The 20,521-nt window shown below is 71.3% G+C and carries 21 protein-coding genes; 15 read left to right on the top strand and 6 right to left on the bottom strand.

The genetic code is table 11. From position 1 onward, the window contains the following. Window positions 1–4: 4 nt before the first annotated feature. Window positions 5–397 (bottom strand): DUF3224 domain-containing protein, encoded by a 393-nt coding sequence (locus V3W46_RS15110; protein WP_331783959.1) that lies wholly within the window; start codon window positions 395–397, stop codon window positions 5–7. A 134-nt stretch (window positions 398–531) separates the two neighbouring features. Between V3W46_RS15110 and V3W46_RS15105 the strand changes: the two genes are divergently transcribed. After that, window positions 532–2,019 carry a glycosyltransferase family 4 protein gene (locus V3W46_RS15105; RefSeq protein WP_331783958.1) on the top strand — a complete coding sequence of 496 codons (1,488 nt, stop codon included), beginning with the start codon at window positions 532–534 and terminating at the stop codon, window positions 2,017–2,019. Here V3W46_RS15105 and V3W46_RS15100 read toward each other — a convergent pair. The 4 genes from V3W46_RS15100 to V3W46_RS15085 form a co-directional block, all read right to left on the bottom strand. Continuing rightward, entirely contained in the window at window positions 1,904–2,971 is a 1,068-nt protein-coding gene (locus V3W46_RS15100; protein ID WP_331783957.1) for a glycosyltransferase family 2 protein, read from the bottom strand. The two genes, V3W46_RS15105 and V3W46_RS15100, sit on opposite strands and share 116 nt — an antisense overlap. A 112-nt stretch (window positions 2,972–3,083) precedes the next feature. After that, window positions 3,084–4,133, bottom strand: a complete 1,050-nt coding sequence (locus V3W46_RS15095; protein ID WP_331783956.1) for a hypothetical protein — start codon at window positions 4,131–4,133, stop codon at window positions 3,084–3,086. Next, complete coding sequence (locus V3W46_RS15090; RefSeq protein WP_331783955.1) at window positions 4,130–5,299, bottom strand: glycosyltransferase; 1,170 nt, start codon at window positions 5,297–5,299, stop codon at window positions 4,130–4,132. The genes V3W46_RS15095 and V3W46_RS15090 overlap by 4 nt, the downstream gene beginning before the upstream one ends. Next, window positions 5,296–6,474: a glycosyltransferase gene (locus tag V3W46_RS15085; RefSeq protein ID WP_331783954.1), complete on the bottom strand. Its 1,179-nt coding sequence runs from the start codon at window positions 6,472–6,474 to the stop codon at window positions 5,296–5,298. Before V3W46_RS15085 ends, V3W46_RS15090 begins: the two co-directional genes overlap by 4 nt. A 140-nt stretch (window positions 6,475–6,614) precedes the next feature. Here V3W46_RS15085 and V3W46_RS15080 point away from each other — a divergent pair, with 140 nt between their 5' ends. From V3W46_RS15080 to V3W46_RS15060, 5 genes are all read left to right on the top strand, one after another. Further along, window positions 6,615–7,742: a hypothetical protein gene (locus tag V3W46_RS15080; RefSeq protein ID WP_331783953.1), complete on the top strand. Its 1,128-nt coding sequence runs from the start codon at window positions 6,615–6,617 to the stop codon at window positions 7,740–7,742. Continuing rightward, window positions 7,739–9,181: a glycosyltransferase gene (locus V3W46_RS15075; protein WP_331783952.1), complete on the top strand. Its 1,443-nt coding sequence runs from the start codon at window positions 7,739–7,741 to the stop codon at window positions 9,179–9,181. Before V3W46_RS15080 ends, V3W46_RS15075 begins: the two co-directional genes overlap by 4 nt. Before the next feature lies 1 nt (window position 9,182). Then, a complete protein-coding gene (locus V3W46_RS15070; protein WP_331783951.1) occupies window positions 9,183–9,929 on the top strand; it encodes a histidine phosphatase family protein in 747 nt (248 codons plus the stop codon). Further along, window positions 9,913–10,800, top strand: coding sequence for an ADP-dependent NAD(P)H-hydrate dehydratase (locus V3W46_RS15065; RefSeq protein ID WP_331783950.1), 888 nt, complete (start codon window positions 9,913–9,915; stop codon window positions 10,798–10,800). Before V3W46_RS15070 ends, V3W46_RS15065 begins: the two co-directional genes overlap by 17 nt. A gap of 79 nt (window positions 10,801–10,879) precedes the next feature. Continuing rightward, complete coding sequence (locus V3W46_RS15060; RefSeq protein WP_331783949.1) at window positions 10,880–11,110, top strand: hypothetical protein; 231 nt, start codon at window positions 10,880–10,882, stop codon at window positions 11,108–11,110. Between the two features lie 21 nt (window positions 11,111–11,131). Here the strand turns inward: V3W46_RS15060 and V3W46_RS15055 are convergent, their stop codons facing one another. Next, the gene (locus tag V3W46_RS15055) at window positions 11,132–12,496 is read right to left on the bottom strand and encodes an NAD(P)/FAD-dependent oxidoreductase (protein ID WP_331783948.1); all 1,365 of its coding nucleotides are present in this window, start codon (window positions 12,494–12,496) and stop codon (window positions 11,132–11,134) included. A gap of 271 nt (window positions 12,497–12,767) precedes the next feature. Between V3W46_RS15055 and V3W46_RS15050 the strand changes: the two genes are divergently transcribed. From V3W46_RS15050 to menC, 9 genes are all read left to right on the top strand, one after another. After that, on the top strand, window positions 12,768–13,589 hold the full coding sequence (locus V3W46_RS15050) for a hypothetical protein (protein WP_331783947.1): 822 nt from the start codon (window positions 12,768–12,770) through the stop codon (window positions 13,587–13,589). Then, window positions 13,586–13,999 (top strand): phage holin family protein, encoded by a 414-nt coding sequence (locus tag V3W46_RS15045; RefSeq protein WP_331783946.1) that lies wholly within the window; start codon window positions 13,586–13,588, stop codon window positions 13,997–13,999. The genes V3W46_RS15050 and V3W46_RS15045 overlap by 4 nt, the downstream gene beginning before the upstream one ends. Continuing rightward, entirely contained in the window at window positions 13,996–14,559 is a 564-nt protein-coding gene (locus V3W46_RS15040) for a DUF3618 domain-containing protein (RefSeq protein ID WP_331783945.1), read from the top strand. The genes V3W46_RS15045 and V3W46_RS15040 overlap by 4 nt, the downstream gene beginning before the upstream one ends. Window positions 14,560–14,649: 90 nt before the next feature. Beyond that, window positions 14,650–15,003 carry a hypothetical protein gene (locus tag V3W46_RS15035; protein WP_331783944.1) on the top strand — a complete coding sequence of 118 codons (354 nt, stop codon included), beginning with the start codon at window positions 14,650–14,652 and terminating at the stop codon, window positions 15,001–15,003. A gap of 88 nt (window positions 15,004–15,091) precedes the next feature. Continuing rightward, on the top strand, window positions 15,092–15,643 hold the full coding sequence (locus V3W46_RS15030; protein WP_331783943.1) for a YbaK/EbsC family protein: 552 nt from the start codon (window positions 15,092–15,094) through the stop codon (window positions 15,641–15,643). A 117-nt stretch (window positions 15,644–15,760) separates the two neighbouring features. Continuing rightward, entirely contained in the window at window positions 15,761–17,287 is a 1,527-nt protein-coding gene (locus V3W46_RS15025; RefSeq protein ID WP_331783942.1) for an amidohydrolase family protein, read from the top strand. A 5-nt stretch (window positions 17,288–17,292) separates the two neighbouring features. Next, entirely contained in the window at window positions 17,293–18,438 is a 1,146-nt protein-coding gene (locus V3W46_RS15020) for a M20/M25/M40 family metallo-hydrolase (RefSeq protein ID WP_331783941.1), read from the top strand. Further along, entirely contained in the window at window positions 18,435–19,400 is a 966-nt protein-coding gene (locus V3W46_RS15015) for a hypothetical protein (RefSeq protein ID WP_331783940.1), read from the top strand. The genes V3W46_RS15020 and V3W46_RS15015 overlap by 4 nt, the downstream gene beginning before the upstream one ends. Further along, on the top strand, window positions 19,397–20,503 hold the full coding sequence (gene menC / locus V3W46_RS15010) for an o-succinylbenzoate synthase (RefSeq protein ID WP_331783939.1): 1,107 nt from the start codon (window positions 19,397–19,399) through the stop codon (window positions 20,501–20,503). The genes V3W46_RS15015 and menC overlap by 4 nt, the downstream gene beginning before the upstream one ends. Window positions 20,504–20,521: the final 18 nt, after the last annotated feature.

The following is a 20,521-nucleotide window of genomic DNA, read 5'->3' as shown; positions in this document are numbered from 1 at the left end:
CCGTTCAGGCCAGCTCGTAGTCGAGGTCGAAGATCGCGGTGCCGTCGCCCTGGAACGCGATGGTTCCGCTGCCCGAGATGCCCGCGAGCTGCCCCGTGCCGCTGTCGGGAACGATCTTCCAGCTGCCCTCGGACCAGTCGACGGTGCGCATCGCGCAGTGCCGAAGCACGAAGCCCCCAGTTCGCCCTGCCACCGTGACAGCCAACCGTTCGAACGCCAGGTAGGCCTCGGACGTGACGATCGCCGTCTTGTAGCCGAGCATCTGCACGGCCGACTCCCCCGCGATGTCGCCCCAGAACCGCTTGGCCATGACGACACTCTTGAGAATGGTGCCGTCTGTCTGGTCGAGCGGCAGCTCGGTGCGAGTGACGATCTCGAAAGTGCATGTAGCGTTCATGACTCGCTCCTCCGGTGCAATGAGCATCACATTAGTTTTGGTCGTAACGATTGTGTCACATGTTTGACGAACGCACTGGAGGCGCTCGCACACAAGCCCTACTCGCCGACCGTCGGGGTACGTAGCCTGTGCAGGTGCGATGGATCGTGGGCCTCACCGAGTACGCCGGCCTGACCGACTACACCGGCGGAATCGGCACGCACTACGCCGCCCTGCTGCCCGCCTTGGCCGCCCGCGGCGTCGAGATCGACCTGGTGCTGTTCGCCGCCGGGGTCGCGGGGGCGCCCGGCGTGGCACAACCCGGCACTCCCGGCCTGGCACTGCCCGGCACGCCCGGCCGAGCACTGCCTGGCATGGCACTGCCCGGCGTGCCCGGCGCAGGGGCGACGGATGCCCGGGCCGCCGCCGTGCGCCTCGTCGCCGTGCACGACCTCAGCCGTCTGCCGGTGGCCGGGCAGCTCGTGGCGCGGGCGATGCTCTTCCGTCGGTACGTCGCGCGGGCGCGGTACGACGCGGTGTTCCTGCCCGAGTGGGGTGGAATCGGGGCGCTGCTGCCGCGATCTGCGGCGCTGGTCACGAACCTGGCAACGGGCATCCGTCTCGGCGACTGGATCGCGGTGCGGCGCACGCGCGACTTTCCGCTGCGGCTGCGGTTCGGGCGCTGGCTGCAGCATCGCCTCGAAACACGCCAGATCAGGAGCTCGCGCGGTGTGGTGCCGATCTCGCGGGCGGTGCTGGCCTGGAACGAACGGGCGATCCAGGGGCTGCCGCCGGCCCGGGTGGTGCGCAACTGTGTCGACATCGAGGCGGTTCGGCGGCAGGCCACCCATGCGCCGCTGCCGGCGGAGTGGCCGGTTGACGGCCACAGGCCGCTGCGGGCGGGGTGGCCGATTCGAGTCGTAGGGCCGCCGCCCGAGGCATCGCCGGTTGGCGGCGAGGAGCCGCTGCCCGAAGGATCGCTGCGAGGCCGGGAAGCCGGGCCTGCCGAGGTGCGGGCAGCGGGCGGCGAGGGTGCGATCATCCTGTTCGTGGGCCGGCTCGAGCGCCGCAAGGGCGTCATCGCCGCCATGCAGGCCTTCGCGATCGTGGCTGCGTCGCAGCCGACCGCTCGGCTCGTGCTGGCCGGAGCGTCGGGTGACGAGCGGTTCGAGCCCACGCGGTCGCAGCTGCTCGCCCACCTCACACCTGGGCAACGCGAGCGGGTCGTCTTTCTCGGGCACGTGCCGGGCGACCGGCTCGCCGCGGCGATGGCACGTGCGGCGCTGGTGATCTGCCCGTCGCTCTGGGAGGGGTTCGGCAATGTGGCACTCGAGGCGAAGGCGGCCGGGGCGCCGCTGGTCGTCACGACGGGCAGCGGGTTCGACGACTTCTGCCGCGACGGCGAGGATGCCCTGATGGTGCCGCCCGGAGATTCCGCCGCGCTGGCCGGGGCCGCGCTGCGGCTGCTCGAGCATCCCGAGCTCGGTGAGCGGCTCGTCGCGGCGGCAACGGCCTCGCTCGAGCGGTTCACCGTCGGGTCGGTGGCCGCCGATCTCGAGCACGCGGTGCTGGCGCTGGCGCGGTCGCTGCCGAGGCCTGGAGCGCGGCCGGCGAGCGCACCCATCGCCCCTCGCGCCAGCTGATCGCGCCGGCCTCGGCGAAGGCGCTCAGCCAGCCCTCCATCGGCCACCGGCCCCAGCGCCTGAAGTACAGCTCGGCGTTGCGCAGAATATCGTCGAGGTGCTGCCAGGGCGGCGACGAGGTCGGGTGGTACTGGTGGTAGGCGTGGGCTCCGCCGACCCACACGAGGGGTATGCCGCGCTCGGCCAGCGTCGACCCGAAGTCGGTGTCTTCGCCGCCGTAGCCCTCGTAGCCCTCGAAGAAGGCGCCCGTGCGCTGCCAGGTGTAGGCGGTGACCGCGAACGACAGCGACCAGAACAGACGGTAGTCGAGCTCGCCCGCGACGACGGTCTCGCCGGCCGGTGGCGCGGGGCGCGCCGGGTGCGGGGCGGTCGCGGCGGCGAGGCCGGCGGGCCCGGTGTAGTCGAAGCCCTCGGGCAGATACGTGACGGGGCCGCAGAGTACGGCGTCGGGGTGGTCGAGCGAGGCGGCGAAGTACCGGGCGAAGAGGTCGCGGCCGGCAATGCAGTCGGCGTCGAGGAAGACGAGCAGATCGGCTCCGTCGGCGATGGCCGCCGCGGCTCCCGCGTTTCGCCCGGCGGCCAGCCGCAGCCCGTCGTGGCCGGGTGGCACGTGCAGCACGGTCGCGCGGCGCCCCATGGTGGCGGGGGACGTCGCGGGTCTGGCGTCGGGCGCGGCGGCGAGCTCGGCGGGCTCGACGAGGTCGGCGGGCTCCATCAGGTCGGCGGCCTCGGTCAGCTCGGCGGGCTCGACGAGGTCGGCGGGCGGAGCATCCACGTCGAGCCAGACGGCGTACACCGCAGCGTCACCCGCACCGGCGGCGTCGAGGGCCGCCCATTGGGCGCGCGCCCGGTCGAGCCTCGCACCCGAGACGAGCGTCACCACGGCCACCCGGATGCCCGGCGCCCCGGCCGACTCGACGTCGCCCGCGCTCACGCCCACGTTCGCGTTCACGGGGTGCCACCCGGCGCGACTGCGAACGACTCCGCCCCCGCGACCGCGACCGACACCGCCCCCGTGACCGCGACCGTGACCGCGGCCGCCGCCCGAGCCACCCGCACGGCCGTCATGACGCCGCCACCTCGGCGATCGCGTCGGCTGCGCGCCGGGCGGCACCCTCCACGCGCCACTGCGACCAGTCGGGCTGCAGTTCGCGAGCACGATCGAGCAGCTGCGGCCACTCGGCACGGGCGGGCCAGGCCGGGTGGGTGACCGCGAGTCCGGCCGCGGCGAGCACCTGGGCGGTGGCCTCCTGCTCACCGAACGGGCGGCCCTGGGCGATGACGACGGCCGCGGCGTCGACGGCCGCCAGGTCTGCCACGCTGCCGAGCCCCGCCCATGCCACCACGGTTTCGGCCGAACTCAGCGCCTCGAACGGGTCGTCGTGCCAGAGCGGATGCCCGGCGGCGGGCTCAGGGCGGGCGCTGCCGAGCATCCGCCAGTTCGTGCCGGGTGTCGAGGCGACGGCGAGGTCGATGTCGGCGGCAGTGACGCTCGAGCCGCCTGCGCCCATCATCAGCACCACAGAATCGCACTCACGCCGGGCGGTTCGGGGCAGGCCGTCGAAGCGGGAGATTCCGCCCGTGAACCGAACACGGTCGTCGGCCGCGGCCAGCCAGTCGGGGCGGTAGAGCCGCTCGGGCCAGGGCGCGACGACCCGCTCGGCGGCGGCATAGGCCAGCTGGTGGGGGCGGTCACCGCGGCGACCCGGTTGGGCGAAGACTACGGCGCGAACGCCGAGCAGTCGTACGAGCATCGTCACCTCGACCGACACGTCGACCACGAACGCATCGAAGGTGCGCTGGGCGAGCGCCTGCGCGACCGTCGCGAGCCGCCGGGCGTGCCCGCGATGCCCGAGCGGGGCCCAGTGCAGCAGGCCGCCGGCGTCGGGCTCGGCCTCCGCGGGATCGAGCGGTGCGGCATCCGCCGTCTCGACCTCATCGTCACGGGTCAGCTCGACCCACTCGGTGTCAGGCGGCAGCACGGCGGGCCGGCGAGCGCTCGAGAACACCACCACGTCGGCGTCGAGCTGGCGGCGCACCGCCTCGAACCGGCTGGTGTGACCTGCCCCCTGGTGGTGGATGTACCAGCCGACCAGCCGCCGGCGCCCGGTCATGCGGCGAGCTCGCGGTACAGCACCTCGAGCTCGGAGATGCGCGCCTCGAGGGCGAACCGGGCGACGGCCGCCGCGCGGATGTCTTCGCGCCGCAGCGCGCCGGCCCCGATGGCGGCGATGAGGCTCTCGGCCGTGTCGGCGAGCGCCTCGCACTGCCCGATCTCGACCAGGCCGGTTCCGGGCAGGCCCGACACGACCTCGCGGATACCGCCGGCGTCGAAAGAGGCGACCGGTGTTCCGGTCATCAGAGCCTCGGCGATGATGAGGCCGAACGGCTCCTGCCAGGTGGGGGTGACCAGGGCGCAGGCGCTCGCCCCGACGAGGGCGGCGAGCGCGTCGTGTCGCAGGTCGCCCGCGTACACGACATCGTCGCTGAGCCGGGGCCACACCTCGGCGGCGGCGTAGGCGGGGTCGCCGACGCGCCCGGCCAGCACGAGCCGCCGGCCCGAACGGCGTGCCGCGTCGATGGCCAAGTGAGCGCCCTTCTCCACGACGATGCGGCCGAACCACACCAGATCGTCGCCGCCGGGCCCGAGCGGCCAGCGGTCGCTGTCGACGGCGTTCGGCATCACCCGGGAACCGATGCCCGCCCGGCGCCACTCGTTCGACGTGTGAGTGCTGACCGCGACGAACCGGCTGCGTGGCCCGGCGGCGCCGTCGTGCGACGACACGAGTTCGGGAAGAACGGGCGTGTGCAGGGTGGAGATCATCGGGATGCCCAGCGAACCGGCGCGCGCCAGCGGCAGCCCGTGCAGGCTGTGGTTGTGCACGACGTCGAACGAGGCGGCGTTCGCAGCCAGGTAGTCGAGCGCCCGGTCGAGGGCCGGCAGGGCGACCTCGAGGTAGCCGCCCGGATAGTCGACGTCGTTGCCGTCGACCCCCGGCGCCCACACGGCGGCGGGCATGGTGAACTCGGGCGGACTCGACTGCATGAAGTCAGAACCCTCGACCGCGCACAGCACCACGTGGTGTCCGCGTCGACGCAGATGGTTGACCTGGTGCCAGATCGACGACTCGAGTCCGCCGGCGTGCGGTTCGGCGATGGGGTACCGCAGCGGGGCGATGACCGCGATGCGCAGCCGACGGTGTGGGGGCACCGTGCCGGCGGGCAGGGCGGCCGCGGCGGCGGCGGCAGCAGCAGCCTGCCGGGCGTTCGGCGGCGTCATGCGGCCACTCGCGCGAGGGCGCGGCGGTACACGGCGAGCTGCGCGGCCGAGATCTGGCGCGACTGGTGCTGCCGGGCATCCATTCGCTCGTGTGAGAGGGCGCGCCGGCGCGCACGGCGCACCGCAGCGGGTTCGAGCGCGCCGTCGGCGCCCGCGAGCGAACCGACGAGGCCCGTCAGCGCCCTGCAGAACGAGTCGCTCGATCCCGGCACGAAGCTCGTCACCGCGCCCGGCTCGTCGTGCTGCTCGCGGTAGAAGCCGATGGCGGGCGCGAGCACGCGCACGCCGAGATCCCAGCAGAGTTCGAGCCAGCCCGAGTGCGTGCCGTGCCGGTAGGGCAGCACGCTGATGTCGAGGCCGCTGAGCGACTCGGCGAGCTCGTCGTCGGAGAACCGGGAATGCTCGTTCCAGCGCGCGAAGGGGCAGCCGTCGACGAGACGGCGTAGCTGCCGCTTCACCTGCTCGTCGCGCACGTTCTCGTTCACGTCGATCACCGCCTCGATCGCAGTGCCGGCGCCTGCGACGGCCGTTACCCCCTCGAGCAGGCTCTGCACGATGGCCACGGCGTCGATGTTCGGCCGCAGATCGCGCAGATGGATGCCCACCCGCAGCGCCTCGGGTACGCTGGCCCGGTCGGCTCCAGCCGCATCGTCACCCCCACGCACAGTGCTCCCCGCCGCCATCCACGGGTGCGGAATCACCGTCGCCTCCCGCCCCCAGCGCGACCGGATCTCGGCGGCCGCCCCCGGGGTGAGCGTGATGAGTTCGTCGGCGCCGCGCACCAGAACGTCGAGCTGCAGCCCGTACTCGCCCTGATCGAGAAGCTGCGGGTTCTCGAGGTCGTGCACCGTCAGCACGATCGGCCGGCCCAGCCGCTTCAGCACGGCGACGCGGTCGGCAAGTTCTGCCACTGCGAACGACTCGAACCCGAAGTGCACGTGCAGCAGGTCGAACTGGCCGGCGTTGGCCTCGATCCACTGCGCGCCCAGAATGACGGGGGGCCACCACTGCCCGGCCGGCGCTCCCAGGGGTCGGGGGTCGGCCAGCACGTCGACGTACCCGCGGGCGCGCGCGGCGGCCGTGCTGTTCTGCACATAGGTGTGCTGAGCCGGAACACTCGCAACGCGCACTGCGGTGGTGACGCGATCGGTCTGCTGAACTGCCTGTTGCACCACGAGTCGACACCTCCAGATCTGCGGGTCTGCGGGGCGCGCCGGGATCTCCCTCGCGCGAGTAAGGGGTTTCAGCGTATGCCCTCGCTGGGCCGCGCGCGCAGGGCTTGACGGATGCCCGGGCGCCTGTGCATGGTGAAGCAGTGACAGCGCGCCGACGGCCCCCTCTGCAGCTCATCGTGGGAAGCCCGGCGCACGCGGTCGTCGCCTGCGCCACCGGCATCGCCCGGCAGGTTTCTGCGCGGGTCTCCGCAGAGACGGCGCTGCACATCGATGCGCTGCCCGCGCTGTCGCTGCCGGGCCTGTCGCTGCCGGGCCTGTCGCTGCCGGGCCTGCCGATGCCGCCGTCTCCGCCCGGCCTGCCGTCGCCGGTGCCGCTGTCGGCCCGGAGCGCGCACGTGCACTTCACCGACAAGCTGTTCGGCGCGAGCCCAGAAGACGCCGCGGCGCAGTTCGAGCGCCTGGCCGGGCGGATGCCCGTCACGGTGACCCTGCACGATGTTCCCCAACCCTCGAACGGCACCGCGCTCGCACGGCGGGTCGCGGCCTACCTGCGTGTGGTGTCGGCTGCGCGGGGTGTGGTGTGCAACAGCGAATACGAGCGCCAGCTGCTCACCGAGCACACCTGGCCGCGCGGTGGCGCCGGAGTGCACGTCATTCCGCTGCCGGTCGACCCGGCGCACCAGCCGCCGCGACCGGAGGGCTCGAGGCCGGTGGGGGCCGGTCACGGCCTGCCGGGCATCCCTCGCCGGCGCGGCGAGGTCGCGCTGCTCGGCTACTTCTATCCGGGCAAGGGGCACGCAGAGGTGGTCGACGCCGTGAGCCGGCTGCGCATCGGGCTGACCGTGACGGCCATCGGCGGCGCGGCGCCCGGGCACGAACACGACCTGAACGCAGCGCTCGAGAACGCCGGGCGCGCAGGGGTCGACTTCAGAGCGACCGGGCACCTGGGCGACGACGACCTGCTGCAGCGCTGCCGGGAGGCGACGGTTCCGGTGGCGGCGCACCAGCACTTCTCTGCCTCTGCCTCGATCAACACCTGGCTCGCCGTGGGCCGCCGCCCTCTCGTGCCCGACACGGCCTACACCCGCGAGATGCAGCGGCTGCGCCCCGGCACCCTGACGCTCTACGAGCGGCCGCAGCTGTCGCACGCCATCGAGAACGCCGTGCTCGACCCGGCCTCGACGTGGCTGGAGCCCGGCACGGCGCTGGGGCCCGACTCTGGCGCAGTCGCCGACGCCTACCTTCAGTGGTGGGGCGGCGCGCGATGACGGCCGTCGACGATCGCCGCCCGGCGACAGCGGTCGCGGGGCGGCGCGCGCTGCCCGGCAACCGGTGGGACCTGCTCGACGGCCAGGTGCCTGCCGAGCCGCCCACGGTATCGGTGATCGTCGCCCACTATCGCCAGCAGGCGGAGCTCGACCGCACGCTGCTCGCGCTCGGCCGCCAGACCCACCCCGCCGACCGGCTGCAGATCATCGTGGTCGACGACGGATCGCCCGTGGCGCCGACGGTCGCCCCGGGCATCCGGCTGCTTGTGCAGCCCGACCTCGGCTTTCGGCTGGCCGCCGCCCGCAACCTCGGGGCCTCGGCGGCGACCGGCGAGCTGCTGTGTTTCCTCGACGCCGACACCACCCCCGAGCCCGGCTACATCGCGGCGCTCTGCCGTCTGCCGGCCCTGGCACCCGACGTGGTGACGGTGGGTCGGCGGCGGCACACCGACCTCGGCGGCGTGCCGGCCGGCAGCCCGATCGAAGTTGCCGGGCCGCCGCGCGAGTTGCCCGAACCGGGGTGGCTCGTCGACGCCTACCGAGGCAGTCACGATCTGCTCGAGGCGGACGACCGGTCGTACCGCTACGTCATCGGCGCGGTGATCTGCTGCTCCCGCGCGCTGTTCGACGCAGCGGGCGGCTTCGACGAGACGTTCAGCTCCTACGGCGGCGAAGACTGGGAGTGGGCCTACCGGGCCTGGCTGCACGGAGCACTGTTCGCTCACGTCCGGGCCGCTGTGGCTTGGCACGACGGGCCCGCGTGGGAGCAGGGGCCCGGGCGCCGTGACGACGCTCGGCGGCTGAAGAACGCCGAGACGCTACAGCTGGCGCAGCGCGTGGCGGTGCCCGGCGGGCGCGGCGCCGCTCTGCGCACGGCGAGTGCCGATGTGGTGGTGCGCATCCGGGCCGCAGCGAGCCTGGCCGCGCTGGTGGTGTGCGTCGACCGGGTGCTGCTCGCGGCGCCCTCGGTGACGGTGGTGCTGCCGTTGCCCGAACTCTGCGCCTTCGACGAGGCCGACGACCTGCTCGGCGCGGCGTTCGCCGACGACCCGCGGGTGGTCGGCGCGCTGACCGCCGCGGCACCGGCCGAGCACGACCGGCCCGGCGGCCGGCTGCTCGTCGACATCGACGCGCCCGTGCAGTTCGAGGCGCAGGAGCTACAGGCGGCGCTCGACCGCGTCGGTCGCGACGGGCTCGGCCGGCTGCGGGTGAACGACGCGGCGGGCCAGCACATGCTCGATGTGGTCGCACTGCGGGCCGCGCGGCGCGAGCAGCGCTGGGGGCGCCGGCTGTTCGAGCGCGCAGAGACCAGCTGGGCATCCGGCGCCCGCATCACGGCCGAGCCCGACCTCGCCGCCTACTTCGCGGCCGTCTCGGCAGCGCCGTCCGCCGCCGCGGCGCCAACCGAACCACCGAACGCCACCCCGAACGGAGCCTGAGATGACCGACCACACCGCGCCCACCGAGCTCTGGCTGGTGCGGCACGGCGAGAGCGTGGCGAACGTCGCCGCGGCGGCGGCGGAACGCGCCGGCCACGACCGCATTGTCGTCGACTTCCGAGACGCCGATGTGCCGCTCTCCGCCCTCGGCGAGCAGCAGGCCGAGGCGCTCGGCACCTGGCTCGCCGAGCACTCCGCCGCGAATCCGCCGCCCGCGGTGTGGGTCTCGCCCTACCTGCGCGCCCGCCAGACCGTCTCGATCGCCCTCGACCGGGCCGGCCAATCGGCCACCCCACGGGTCGACGAGCGCCTGCGCGACCGGGAGCTCGGCATTCTCGACCTGCTCACGTCGCGCGGCGTCGACGCCCTGCTGCCCGACGAGGCGGCCAGGCGCCGCTGGCTCGGCAAGTTCTACTACCGGCCGCCGGGCGGCGAGTCGTGGGCCGACGTCGCTCTGCGGGTGCGCTCGGTGCTGCATGACATCGACTCTGCACGCGGCCCCATCCTGATCGCCGCCCACGACGCCGTCGTCATGGTGTTCATCTACGTCTGCCTGGGCCTCACCGAGGCCGATCTGGCCGAGTTCGCCCTCACCCACACGGTCAGCAACGCCTCGGTCACCAAACTGGTTCGGGCACCTGGTTCGACCGAGTGGATGCTCGACCTCTTCTCACACGACGAACACCTCGAGGCGAGCGGCGTGACCGTCACAGAACACTCCGGAGACACCCATGACGACGTCCACTGACCCGCAGGGCGCAACGCCCGTCACCCCCGAGCTGTTGCGCGGCTGGCCGCTGCCGCCCGTCGCCGACTCGAAGTACGGCCGCGGCCAGGTCGTCGTTGTGGGCGGACCCCTGCGCTCCCCCGGTGCCGCCATGCTCGCCGGGGTGGCAGCCCTGCGCGTCGGGGCCGGGCGCCTCACGCTTGCAGTGGGCCGCTCGGTCGCCGCCGCGGTGGCCACCAGCATCATGGAGGCGGGCGTGGTGCCGCTCGACGAGACCCCTGACGGCCACGTCGACGGAGCGGGCATCCGTGCCGCAGAGACAGACCTCGCCGGCGCCGACGTGGTTCTGGCCGGCCCTGGCCTCGACGACGCCGACCAGGCCGAGCGCCTGCTGTCGGCGCTGCCCCCGCTCATCGGCGACGACACGCTGGTCGCTCTCGACGCGTTCGCGCTCGGGGTGCTGCCCCGGGTGCCCGCGGTGACGGATGCCCTGCGAGGCCGCCTCGTGCTGACCCCGAACGCGGGCGAGGCCGCTCGCCTGCTCGAACGCGACGACGACGACGAGCTGACCGTGGCCGACATCGTCGGGATCGCCCGGCGCTACGGCGCCACGGTCTCGTGCCAGGGCATCATCGCCGAACCCGGCGGCGACGCCTGGGTGATCGGCACCGGAACGGGCGGCCTGGCCACCTCGGGCAGCGGCGACGTTCTGGCCGGCGCGATCACCGGCCTGCTGGCGCGCGGGGCGACCGGCCCGCAGGCGGCGGTGTGGGGAACCCACGCGCACGCCGTCGCGGGCGACCGGCTCGCGGTCGACGTGGGGCCGCTCGGCTACCTCGCCGGCGAACTGATGCACGAGCTGCCCCGGGTGCTCGTCGAGATCCGCGCCTAGCCGGCTGGCGCAACCCCTACCGCGGGCCACCCCGGCGGCGCAGGATGATCAGACACATCGCGCCCGAAAGGATCACATCATGACCGACTCACCGTCGAAACCGAACCTCGGAGGCGACTCCACCATTCCGAACACCGATGACGGCATCGCGGTCGGCCACGACCCCGAGGGCTCGCACTTCAACCCCGAAGAAGACAACACCGGCGGCGACACCGCGGGCCACGACGCAGGCTCGGCCGACGGGTCTGGCACCACGGGCGGCTCCGACGGCGACCCCGAAGAAGACACCGCTTCGGGCGGCCCGGCCTGACGCTCGCCGCGCGGCTCTGAATTACTTCTCGCCCTCTTTCTTCGGCAGCGCGTCGAATGATTCCTCGAAGATGTGGCGCGGGTGCTGTGTCGCCGCCAGCGACACCGTCTCGCGCCCCGTCAGCACCTCGACCGCCCAGCCCGCGATCACCCTGATCTTGCGCCGCACCGTCGGAATCACGGCCCCGTGGTACGCCCGGTGCGCCAGCCAGGCCGGCGCGTTGCGCAGCTTGACCCCGCGCAGCGGCCCGAGGTTCAGCAGCGCGGCCCCGTGGCCGACCCCGTACCCCGCAACGGTGCCGAGAGACGCGTGCCGGTACTCCTGCAGCTGGTCGCCCCGGATGCTCGCCAGAATGTTCTTCGCCAGAAGCACCCCCTGGCGCAGCGCGTTCTGGGCGTTCGGCGGGTAGTACGCCGGCTGCTCGGCCGCGGTCAGGTCGGGGATCTGCGCGTTGTCGCCCACCGCCCACGCGCCCTCGACGGCCGAACCGTCGTCGCGCACCACCTGCAGCAGCGCGTTGGCCACCACGTGCTTCTTCGGTCCCCGCGGAGCGTTCGTGAGGTCGAGGGCCGGGTTCGGCTGCACCCCCGCTGTCCAGATGATCGTGTCGGCCGGCACGATCTCGCCGGTGCTCAACTCGAGCCGGCCGTCGACTGCCGAGGTGATCGTGGTCTTCAGCCGCACGTCGATGCCGCGATCGCGCAGCTGGTCGAGCGTGAACTTCGACAGCTCGGGCCCGACCTCGGGGGCGACCCGGTCGAGCGCCTCGATGAGCACCCAGCGCAGCTCTGACTCGTCGAGCGCGGCGTTCGCACGCACCGCGAGCTTGCTCAGGTCGCTCAGTTCGCTGAGTGCCTCGACGCCGGTGTATCCCCCGCCGACGACCACGAAGGTCAGGGCTCTGGCCCGGGCATCCGCGTCGCTGCTGGCCGCCGCGAGCGCGACCTGCTCGAGCACCCGGTTGTGCGTGTACACCGCCTCTTCGATGGTCTTGAAGCCCACGGCATTGTCGTGCAGCCCCGGCGTCGGAAAGACCCGTGTGACGGCACCGAGGGCGAAGACGACGTGGTCGTAGTCGAGCTGGATGACCGACCCGTCGACCTGCGTGACCGACGCGGTCTTCGCATCGATGTCGACGCCCGCGACCGACCCCCGCACGACCCGCGAGCCGCGCAGCGTACGCCGCAGCGAGATCGCAACGTCGCTCGGCGCCACGTGGCCGCCGGCCACCTCGGGCAGCAGCGGTTGGTAGGTCATGTAGGCGTTGCGATCGACCACGACGATGTCGAGCGGCGTCTCGCCGCGCTGCCGCTGCAGCCCGAGGGCGACGTAGAGGCCGGCGTAACCGCCGCCGAGAATGAGTACACGCTGCTGGCGAGGAGGCATGCTACGACGCTAGACGCGGCAGGCATCCGGTGCCAGTGCTGGCGTTCGCCGCCCGCAGCGGCGACAATGCGGAGCGGCCGGCGACCGGTTTCTGGCGTGCGCCCTCGCGCGTAGGCCGCCGATCGTGTTCTGTCAATCACTGAATGGCCAGAATCTTTCGACCTACCGTTACCGGCAGAGGAGCGGCACCCAGCACTCGTTCCCCCCGAACCGGCAGTCGGGCATCCGCCTGAGCGCGGTGCCCGACTCGGTCACGACAGAAGGAGACACCGTGTCAACCGAGTACCCCGAAGCAGTAGCGTATCCGCCCGAAGCGTTCGAACCGCTCACCGAAACCGGCGTCGGACAGACCACCACCCCCGGCACCGACGGGGCCTCCGCCTCGGGCGGCGCCGTCGACACCGCGAAGGAGCAGGCCGGCCAGGTTGCCGGAACCGCCGCCGACGCGGGCGCCCAGGTCGCCTCGACAGCCAAGGAGCAGGCGGGCAACGTCGCCGCCGAAGCCAAGACCCAGGCGAAAGACCTCATCGGCCAGGCGCAGAGCGAACTCAAGGAGCAGGCCGCGAGCCAGCAGAAGCGTGTCGCTTCGGGGCTGCGCGCGCTGAGCGACGAGCTCGGCTCGATGGCGCAGGGTTCGGAGTCGGGCGGCGTGGCCACCGACCTGGTGAACCAGGCCGCAAGCAGGTCAGGCGCGATCGCCGCCTGGCTCGACGATCGCGACCCGGGATCGCTGCTCGAAGACGTCAAGCAGTTCGCACGCCAGCGCCCCGGCGTGTTCATCGGAGCGGCGGCGGTCGCGGGCATCCTCGCCGGTCGTCTCACCCGTTCGCTCGCCAGCGCGGCCAAAGACGAGGCAGCGGCCTCCGCCCCGGCCGAGGGCACCTCGGCTCCGACGGTTCCGGAGCCCGACGCCTACGTCGCCCCGACCGCTTTCGTCGAACCCGCCACCTACGTCGAGCCGACCTACGCCGAGACGACCGCGTACGCCGAGCCCGCCACCTACACCGAGCCCACCACGTACACCGAGACGACCACCTACGCCGACGGCGATGTTCTGGCAGACGACACCCTCGACAAGGGCTACCAGTCATGAGCATCCCGACACCGGCCGAAGACAAGGCCGCCAACACGTCGCTTGGCGATCTGCTGGGCGAAGTGACGCGCGACATCTCGACGCTGATGCGCCAGGAGGTCGAGCTCGCCAAAGCCGAAGTGAAGCAGTCGGCCAGCCGCGCCGGAAAGGGCGCCGGCCTGCTCGGTGGCGCCGGCTACGCGGGGCTGATGGCGGTGCTCTTCCTCTCCATCGCTCTGTGGTGGGGGCTCGGGCACCTGATCGACAACGGCTGGTCGGCCGTCGTCGTCGCGGTGCTGTGGGCCATCGTGGGCCTGATTCTGTACCTGGTCGGCCGCAAGCAGCTCAAAGAAGTGAACGGGGCGCCCCAGACCGTGGACTCCCTGAAGAAGATTCCCGAGACACTCAAGAAGAATGAGGAAAACCGATGAGCGACAACCCGGATGAGATCCGCGCACAGATCGAGCGCACCCGCTCAGAGCTCGGCAGTGATGTCGACGCCCTGGCCGACAAGGTGACACCGTCGAAGATCGTGCAGCGCCAGACCGACAAGGTGAAGGGCGCCTTCGGGGGCGTTCGCGACGCCGTCATGGGCGCTGCCTCCGACGCCTCCGACTCGGCGCTCGACCGCGCCGGCTCTGTTGCCGATGGCGCCACCGCCGTCAAAGCCAAGGCCAGTGGTAACCCCGTCGCCGTCGGCCTCATCGCCTTCGGCGTCGGTCTGCTCGCTGCGTCGCTGATTCCGGTCAGTTCGAAGGAGAAGCAGGTCGCCGGCCAGGTGAAAGACGCCGCGCAGCCCCTGGTCAGCCAGGTCACCGACGCCGCCAAAGAGGTCGCCGGCAACCTGAAGGAGCCGGCCCAGGATGCCGCGTCGGCCGTCAAAGACACCGCCACCGACGCGGTCGACGCGGTCAAGTCCGATGCGAGCTCGGCCGCCGACGATGTGAAGTCGCAGGCCAACGAAGCCAAGCACGCCATTCAGGATCAGTGACAGATCGACCAAGCGCAACAGTGTCAAGGGGGCTGTCCTGCGGGCAGCCCCCCGGCCTGTCGCCCGACGCACGCGAATACACTTCTGGCCATGAGACGTCTCTATTTCTCTAGCGGGTACGTCATGGTTGCCGACGTGACGTGCAAAGCGGTTCTCCGCTACGCTCGCGCCCTCGCCAACCACGGCACCGCTGACATCGTCACCATTCCCGTCATCACCGAGGGCGGCAGCCAGGCCGATGCCCATCTGCTGCTCGGCCCGACCAGCCAGCTGTTCTCGACTCCCATCGAGCAGAGCCAGGATGAGCCGATCGACTCGGCGGTCATCGAGGAGCTCGAGCGACTCACCCGCGAGCTGCAGCCCTCGCGGCCCGCGTGGCCGCAGGAGATGACCGACATTCCGAACCTCAGCGACTACGACCTCGACTACCTCGACGCCATCTGACGCCGGTCGCGCGGGTGCCTGACGCGCCGTGAACCATGCCGCCCACGGTACCCTCAGCTGGCCCCGACGCCGGTTTAGGCTGGATCGCATGATCACCCTCGGCACCCTCAGCGGCGTTCCCGCCTCAACTCGCACCGACCTGCTCGCCGCCCCCACCCTGGCTGCGCTCGACGGGCTCGGCCTGCTCGACGAGGTGGCCGTCGTCGAGATCGACCCCGGCATCTCAGACACCGCTGCCACACGCGACGCGTTCGCGCTCGAGCCGAACTGGCTGGCGAACTGCGTCGTGGTCGGCGGGCGACGCGACGGCCTCGAGAAGATCGCCGCCTGCGTCGTGCTGGCCAGCACCCGGGCCGACGTGAACACCGCGGTGCGCAAGCTGCTCGACGTGCGCAAGGCGTCGTTCCTGCCGATGGAACAGGCCGTCGACCTGACCGGCATGGAGTACGGCGGAATCACCCCGGTCGGCCTGCCCGCGGCCTGGCCGATCTTCGTCGACAGCCGGGTGATCGCCGAACCCGCGGTCATCATCGGGTCGGGCGTTCGCCGGTCGAAGATCCTGCTGCCGGGCCGGCTGCTCGAGCGCCTGCCCGGCGTGCAGGTCGTCGAGGGCCTGGCCACCGGTATCTCCCCCGCCTGACACCGGCCTTGGAGTCCCCGACAGCCGGGAAGACCCAGTGCTGTGACGCCCGACAAGAGATCGTCTGCGACGGATTACTACAGTGACGGAAAGGGACCCCGCCAGACGAAGGACACCATGCTCGACACCATCGAAAGACTGCCCGATCTGACGTGCGACATTCTGTTCGTCGGCGGGCGGGTGATCGACCCCGAGACGGGGCTCGACGGCACCCGGAATGTCGGCGTGCGCGGGGGCACCATCACCTACATCGGCCGGCAGCGGCCGCTCGCAGACACGATCGTCGACGTCACCGGACTGGTGGTCTCACCCGGCTTCATCGACCTGCACTCGCACGCGCAGTCGCCGCTCGGGCAGCGCCTTCAGGCTCAAGACGGCGTCACGACGTCGATGGACCTGGAGGCGGGAACCCTTCCGGTCGGGTTGTACTACGAGCGCGCAGAGGCGGAGGGCCGACCGATCAACTTCGGCTTCTCGTCATCGTGGGCGCTGGCCCGCATGAGCGTCGTCGACCACGTGCGGCTGGAGTCGGAGGCATCCACTGATCCCCTCGTCAACGGCGTCGAGATCTTCGAAGACAACCAGACCCTTCCTCGCTGGAACAGCCTGGCGAGCGACTACGAGACCCAGCAGATTCTCGAACTCGTCGAGCAGGGTGTGCACGAGGGCGGCATCGGTATCGGCGTGCTGCTGGGCTACTCTCCCCTGTCGGGCCGCGACGAATACTACCGAACCGCGAAACTCGCTGAACGGCTCGGCGTGCCGGCCTTCACGCACTCACGGCAGATGTCGAACATCGAACCAGGATCGTCGCTCGACGGAGCCCTCGAGATTCTGGCCGCGGCTGCCGGAACGGGGGCCGCCATGCACATCTGTCATATCAACAGCACCTCGCTGCGCCGCATCGACGACGTCTCTGAGGCCGTCGCCCGGTCGCAGGCACAGGGCAACCGGGTCACGACCGAGGCGTATCCGTACGCTCGCTCGTCGACGGGCATCGGCGCAGCCTTCTTCGAGCCCGACAAACTCGACCGCATGGGCATCACTCCCGCGTCGATCGAGTATCTGCCGACGGGCGAGCGGATCGCCGACGTCGAGCGGCTGGTGCACCTGCGCGCCACCGATCCGGGCGGGCTCTGCATCATCGACTACCTCGACGCCGACGACCCCGACGACCTCGCCAAGCTGCTGAGGGGGCTGACACTTCCGGGCGGCGTCATCGCCTCCGACGCCATGCCGCTGGTCAAATCGGGTCACCATCTGCACGACGAGTGGCCGCTGCCCGACGGTGCCTTCACTCACCCGCGCAGCGCGGGGTGCTTCGCCCGCACGTTCGGCTGGCTGGTGCGCGAGCTCGGTGTCTTCTCGCTCAACGAGGCCGTTCGGCGGTGCAGCTACGCCCCGGCCACGATCATCCAGGATGCCGCACCGGCGATGCGCAGGAAGGGCCGGGTGCAGGTGGGCGCCGACGCCGACCTCACGATCTTCGACGCGGCAACGATCTCCGACCTGGCGACGTTCGAGTCTGTTCGGGCTTCGACGGGTTTTCAGCACGTGCTCGTCGCCGGCACCTTCGTCGTGCGCGACGGCGTGTTGATCGAGTCGGCGAAGCCCGGCCGCGGCATTCGCAGCCAGGTCGGCTGAGACGCATGGCAGACGCCGACGACACAACGGGCTCCGTGCTGCTCGACGACCTGCGGATGCTCGTGCGCTGCGAGTCTCCGAGCGACGACGCCGAGGCGATCGACCGGTGCGCCCACGCGGTGGCAGCGCTGGGTGAAAGGGTGCTCGGCAGTTCGCCCGAATGGCACATGGTCGATGGCAGCCCGCACCTGGAGTGGACGTTCGGCGACACCGCGGCCGGCCCCGAGAACACCGTGCTCCTGCTGGGCCATTTCGACACCGTCTGGCCCATCGGGTCGTGGCCGGATCTCTGGCACGTCGAGGGCATAGAGGCCACCGGGCCCGGTTGCTTCGACATGAAGGCCGGTATCGTGCAGATTCTGCACGCGGTCGCTCGACTCGATGATGCGAGCGGCATCTCGATTCTGCTGACCTCCGACGAAGAAGTCGGTTCGCCGAGTGCGCGCGAACTGATCAGAGACCGTGCGGTTGCGGCCGGAGTGGTGCTGGTCACCGAGGCGAGCGCCCCGGGTGGCGCGCTGAAGACCGAGCGCAGTGGTGTCGCCCAGTACTCGATCCGCGCTCACGGAAGGGCGGCCCATGCCGGGCTCGAACCCGAGAAGGGCGTGAATGCCAGTATCGAGATCGCCCGTCAGGTGCTCGCTGTCGCCGAGCTCGGTGCGCGCACGCCGGGAGCTTCGGTCACCCCGACGCTGCTGTCGGCCGGCACCACAGCGAACACGGTCGCGGCCGAGGCGACCCTGATCGTCGACGTGCGAGCCTCGACTCGCTCGGTCTTCGACGAGGTGGATGCGGCCATTCTCGCCCTGCCCGCCCAGGTGCCCGGCTCGCGTCTCGAGATCGACCGGCTGTTCGCCAGCGCGCCCCTGGAGAAAGGAGCGAGTGCTGCACTGTTCGCCCTGGCGCAGCAGGTCGCCGCGGCCGAGGGCCTCGCGCCCCTCACGAGCGCGGCCGTCGGCGGCGCCTCCGACGGTAACATCGCCGCGGCCGCCGGGGCACTTGTGCTCGATGGTCTGGGCGCCGTCGGAGGCAAAGCCCACGCTGTGGGCGAATTCATCGAGATCGACCGGCTCGAAGAGCGCACCGTTCTGCTCAGCGCCCTGTGCCGGGCGATTCAGACCGGCGGGCTCGGCGCAGGGTCTGCCGCATGAGCAAAACGACCATGCACAGGCCGGCTCGAACGATCAGCGACGACGCGTTGAGTGCTGCGTGGCACGCCGCTGACGCGGTGGCCGCCGCCAGCGGCGTCACCGTCACGATCGCACGAACGCCTGAGCAGTCGCATGCCATCTCGACGGTGCTCGCAGAGATCTGGCCGCAGGAGAACGGAGCCTCGCAACTCGAAGCGAATCTGCTTCGGGCGCTGGAGTTCTCGGGCAACTACGTCTCGCTGGCGACCACCACCGACGTCGGCGAACCGCAGATCATCGGTGCCTGCGTCGGATTCTTCGGCCCACCCGCAGAGCACCATCTGCACTCTCACATCGCCGGGGTTTCCGCGCACAGGGAGAGGCACGGAGTCGGGCGAGCCCTCAAGCTGCATCAACGCGCGTGGGCGCTGGAACGCGGCACCGAAGAGATCAGCTGGACCTTCGACCCCCTGATCGCGCGCAACGCGAACTTCAACCTCTCGCGCCTCGGAGTGGAGATCACGGCCTACATTCCCGACTTCTACGGGCCGATGATCGATCTGCGCAACGCCGGTCAGCACAGCGACAGGCTGGTCGCGACCTGGCGGCTGCAGGATGCCCGTGTGGTGGCGCTCGCCCGCGGCGAGAGGCGTCCGTTCGACAGCTCGCGCCACGTCACAGAGGTGGCCGGTGGTGGTCTGGCCGCGGCCGCAGACGTGACCGAGTGGATCTCGGTGAACCGGGGCGAACCCGTTCTGATCGAGGGCCCCGCGTCGACCCGGCTCGCCACCCCTGAAGCGGCGACCCTGGGCATCCTGCGCGTACCGGCGGACTACGAAGGGCTGCGCAGCGACGACGCAGCCCTGGCAGGGCGCTGGCGGGATACCGTGCGGGAGGCGCTGGCCAGAACGGTCGGGGCGGGCGAATCGCGCATCGTCGGTTTTGAGAAGAACGTCGGATACCTATTGGAGGCACTGCCATGAAGTTCACTGGATTCGAAATGCGGCGTATCACGCTGCCGCTGGTATCGCCGTTCACGACGTCGTTCGGCACGCAGACCGAGCGGCACGCGATCGTGCTGCGCGCCGTGAGCGACGGCGCTGACGGCTGGGGCGAATGCGTGGCCCTCGCCGATCCGGTGTACTCGCCCGAGTACATCGAGGGGGCGCACCACGTTCTGAGCACCTATCTGCTGCCCCGACTGCTCGCCGCCGGCGACATCACCGCGCAGCAGGTCACGCCCCTGCTGCACGGCGTGGTCGGCCATCGCATGGCGAAGGCGTCGGTCGAGATGGCCGTTCTCGACGCCGAACTACGTGCCACAGACACCTCTCTCGCCTCCTACCTCGGGGCGACAGTGGATCGCGTGCCGTCGGGCGTGTCGGTCGGCATCATGCCGACGATCGACGACCTGACGCACGCCGTCGGGTCCTATCTCAGCGACGGCTATCAGCGCATCAAGCTGAAGATCAAGCCGGGCTGGGACGTCGAACCGGTGAGCGCTGTTCGCGAGCAGTTCGGTTACTCGTTCGGCCTGCAGGTCGACGCGAACACTGCCTACACGCTGAGCGATGCGCGACAGCTGAAGAAGCTCGACGCCTTCGACCTGCTGCTGATCGAACAGCCGCTCGGCGAAGAAGACATCCGCCAGCACGCCGAGCTTGCGAGAATGCTCGACACCCCGATCTGTCTCGACGAATCCATCGTCTCTGCAGAGGCCGCGGCCGACGCCATCGCGCTGAAGGCCACGACGGTGATCAATGTGAAGCCCGGCCGGGTCGGCGGGTACCTCGAGGCGCGTCGCATCCATGACATCGCCCGCGCCAACGGCATCGCCGTGTGGTGCGGCGGGATGCTCGAGACAGGCATCGGGCGCGCGGCCAACGCCGCCCTGGCCGCACTGCCCGGCTTCACTCTTCCCGGCGACATCTCGGCCTCGGCGCGCTTCTACGAGACCGACATCACCGAGCCGATCGTTCTCGAAGACGGCTTCATCACAGTGCCCCGCGGCCCGGGCATCGGGGTCACCCCGATCGCTGCAGAACTCGATCGGGTGACGACGAGCACGCAGTGGATCACGGCCTGACGCCGGGCCGCTCGGGGC

It is taken from the genome of Subtercola sp. YIM 133946, assembly GCF_036553535.1.
Classification (GTDB): domain Bacteria; phylum Actinomycetota; class Actinomycetes; order Actinomycetales; family Microbacteriaceae; genus Subtercola.
This window is presented reverse-complemented; position numbering and strand designations above follow the sequence as displayed.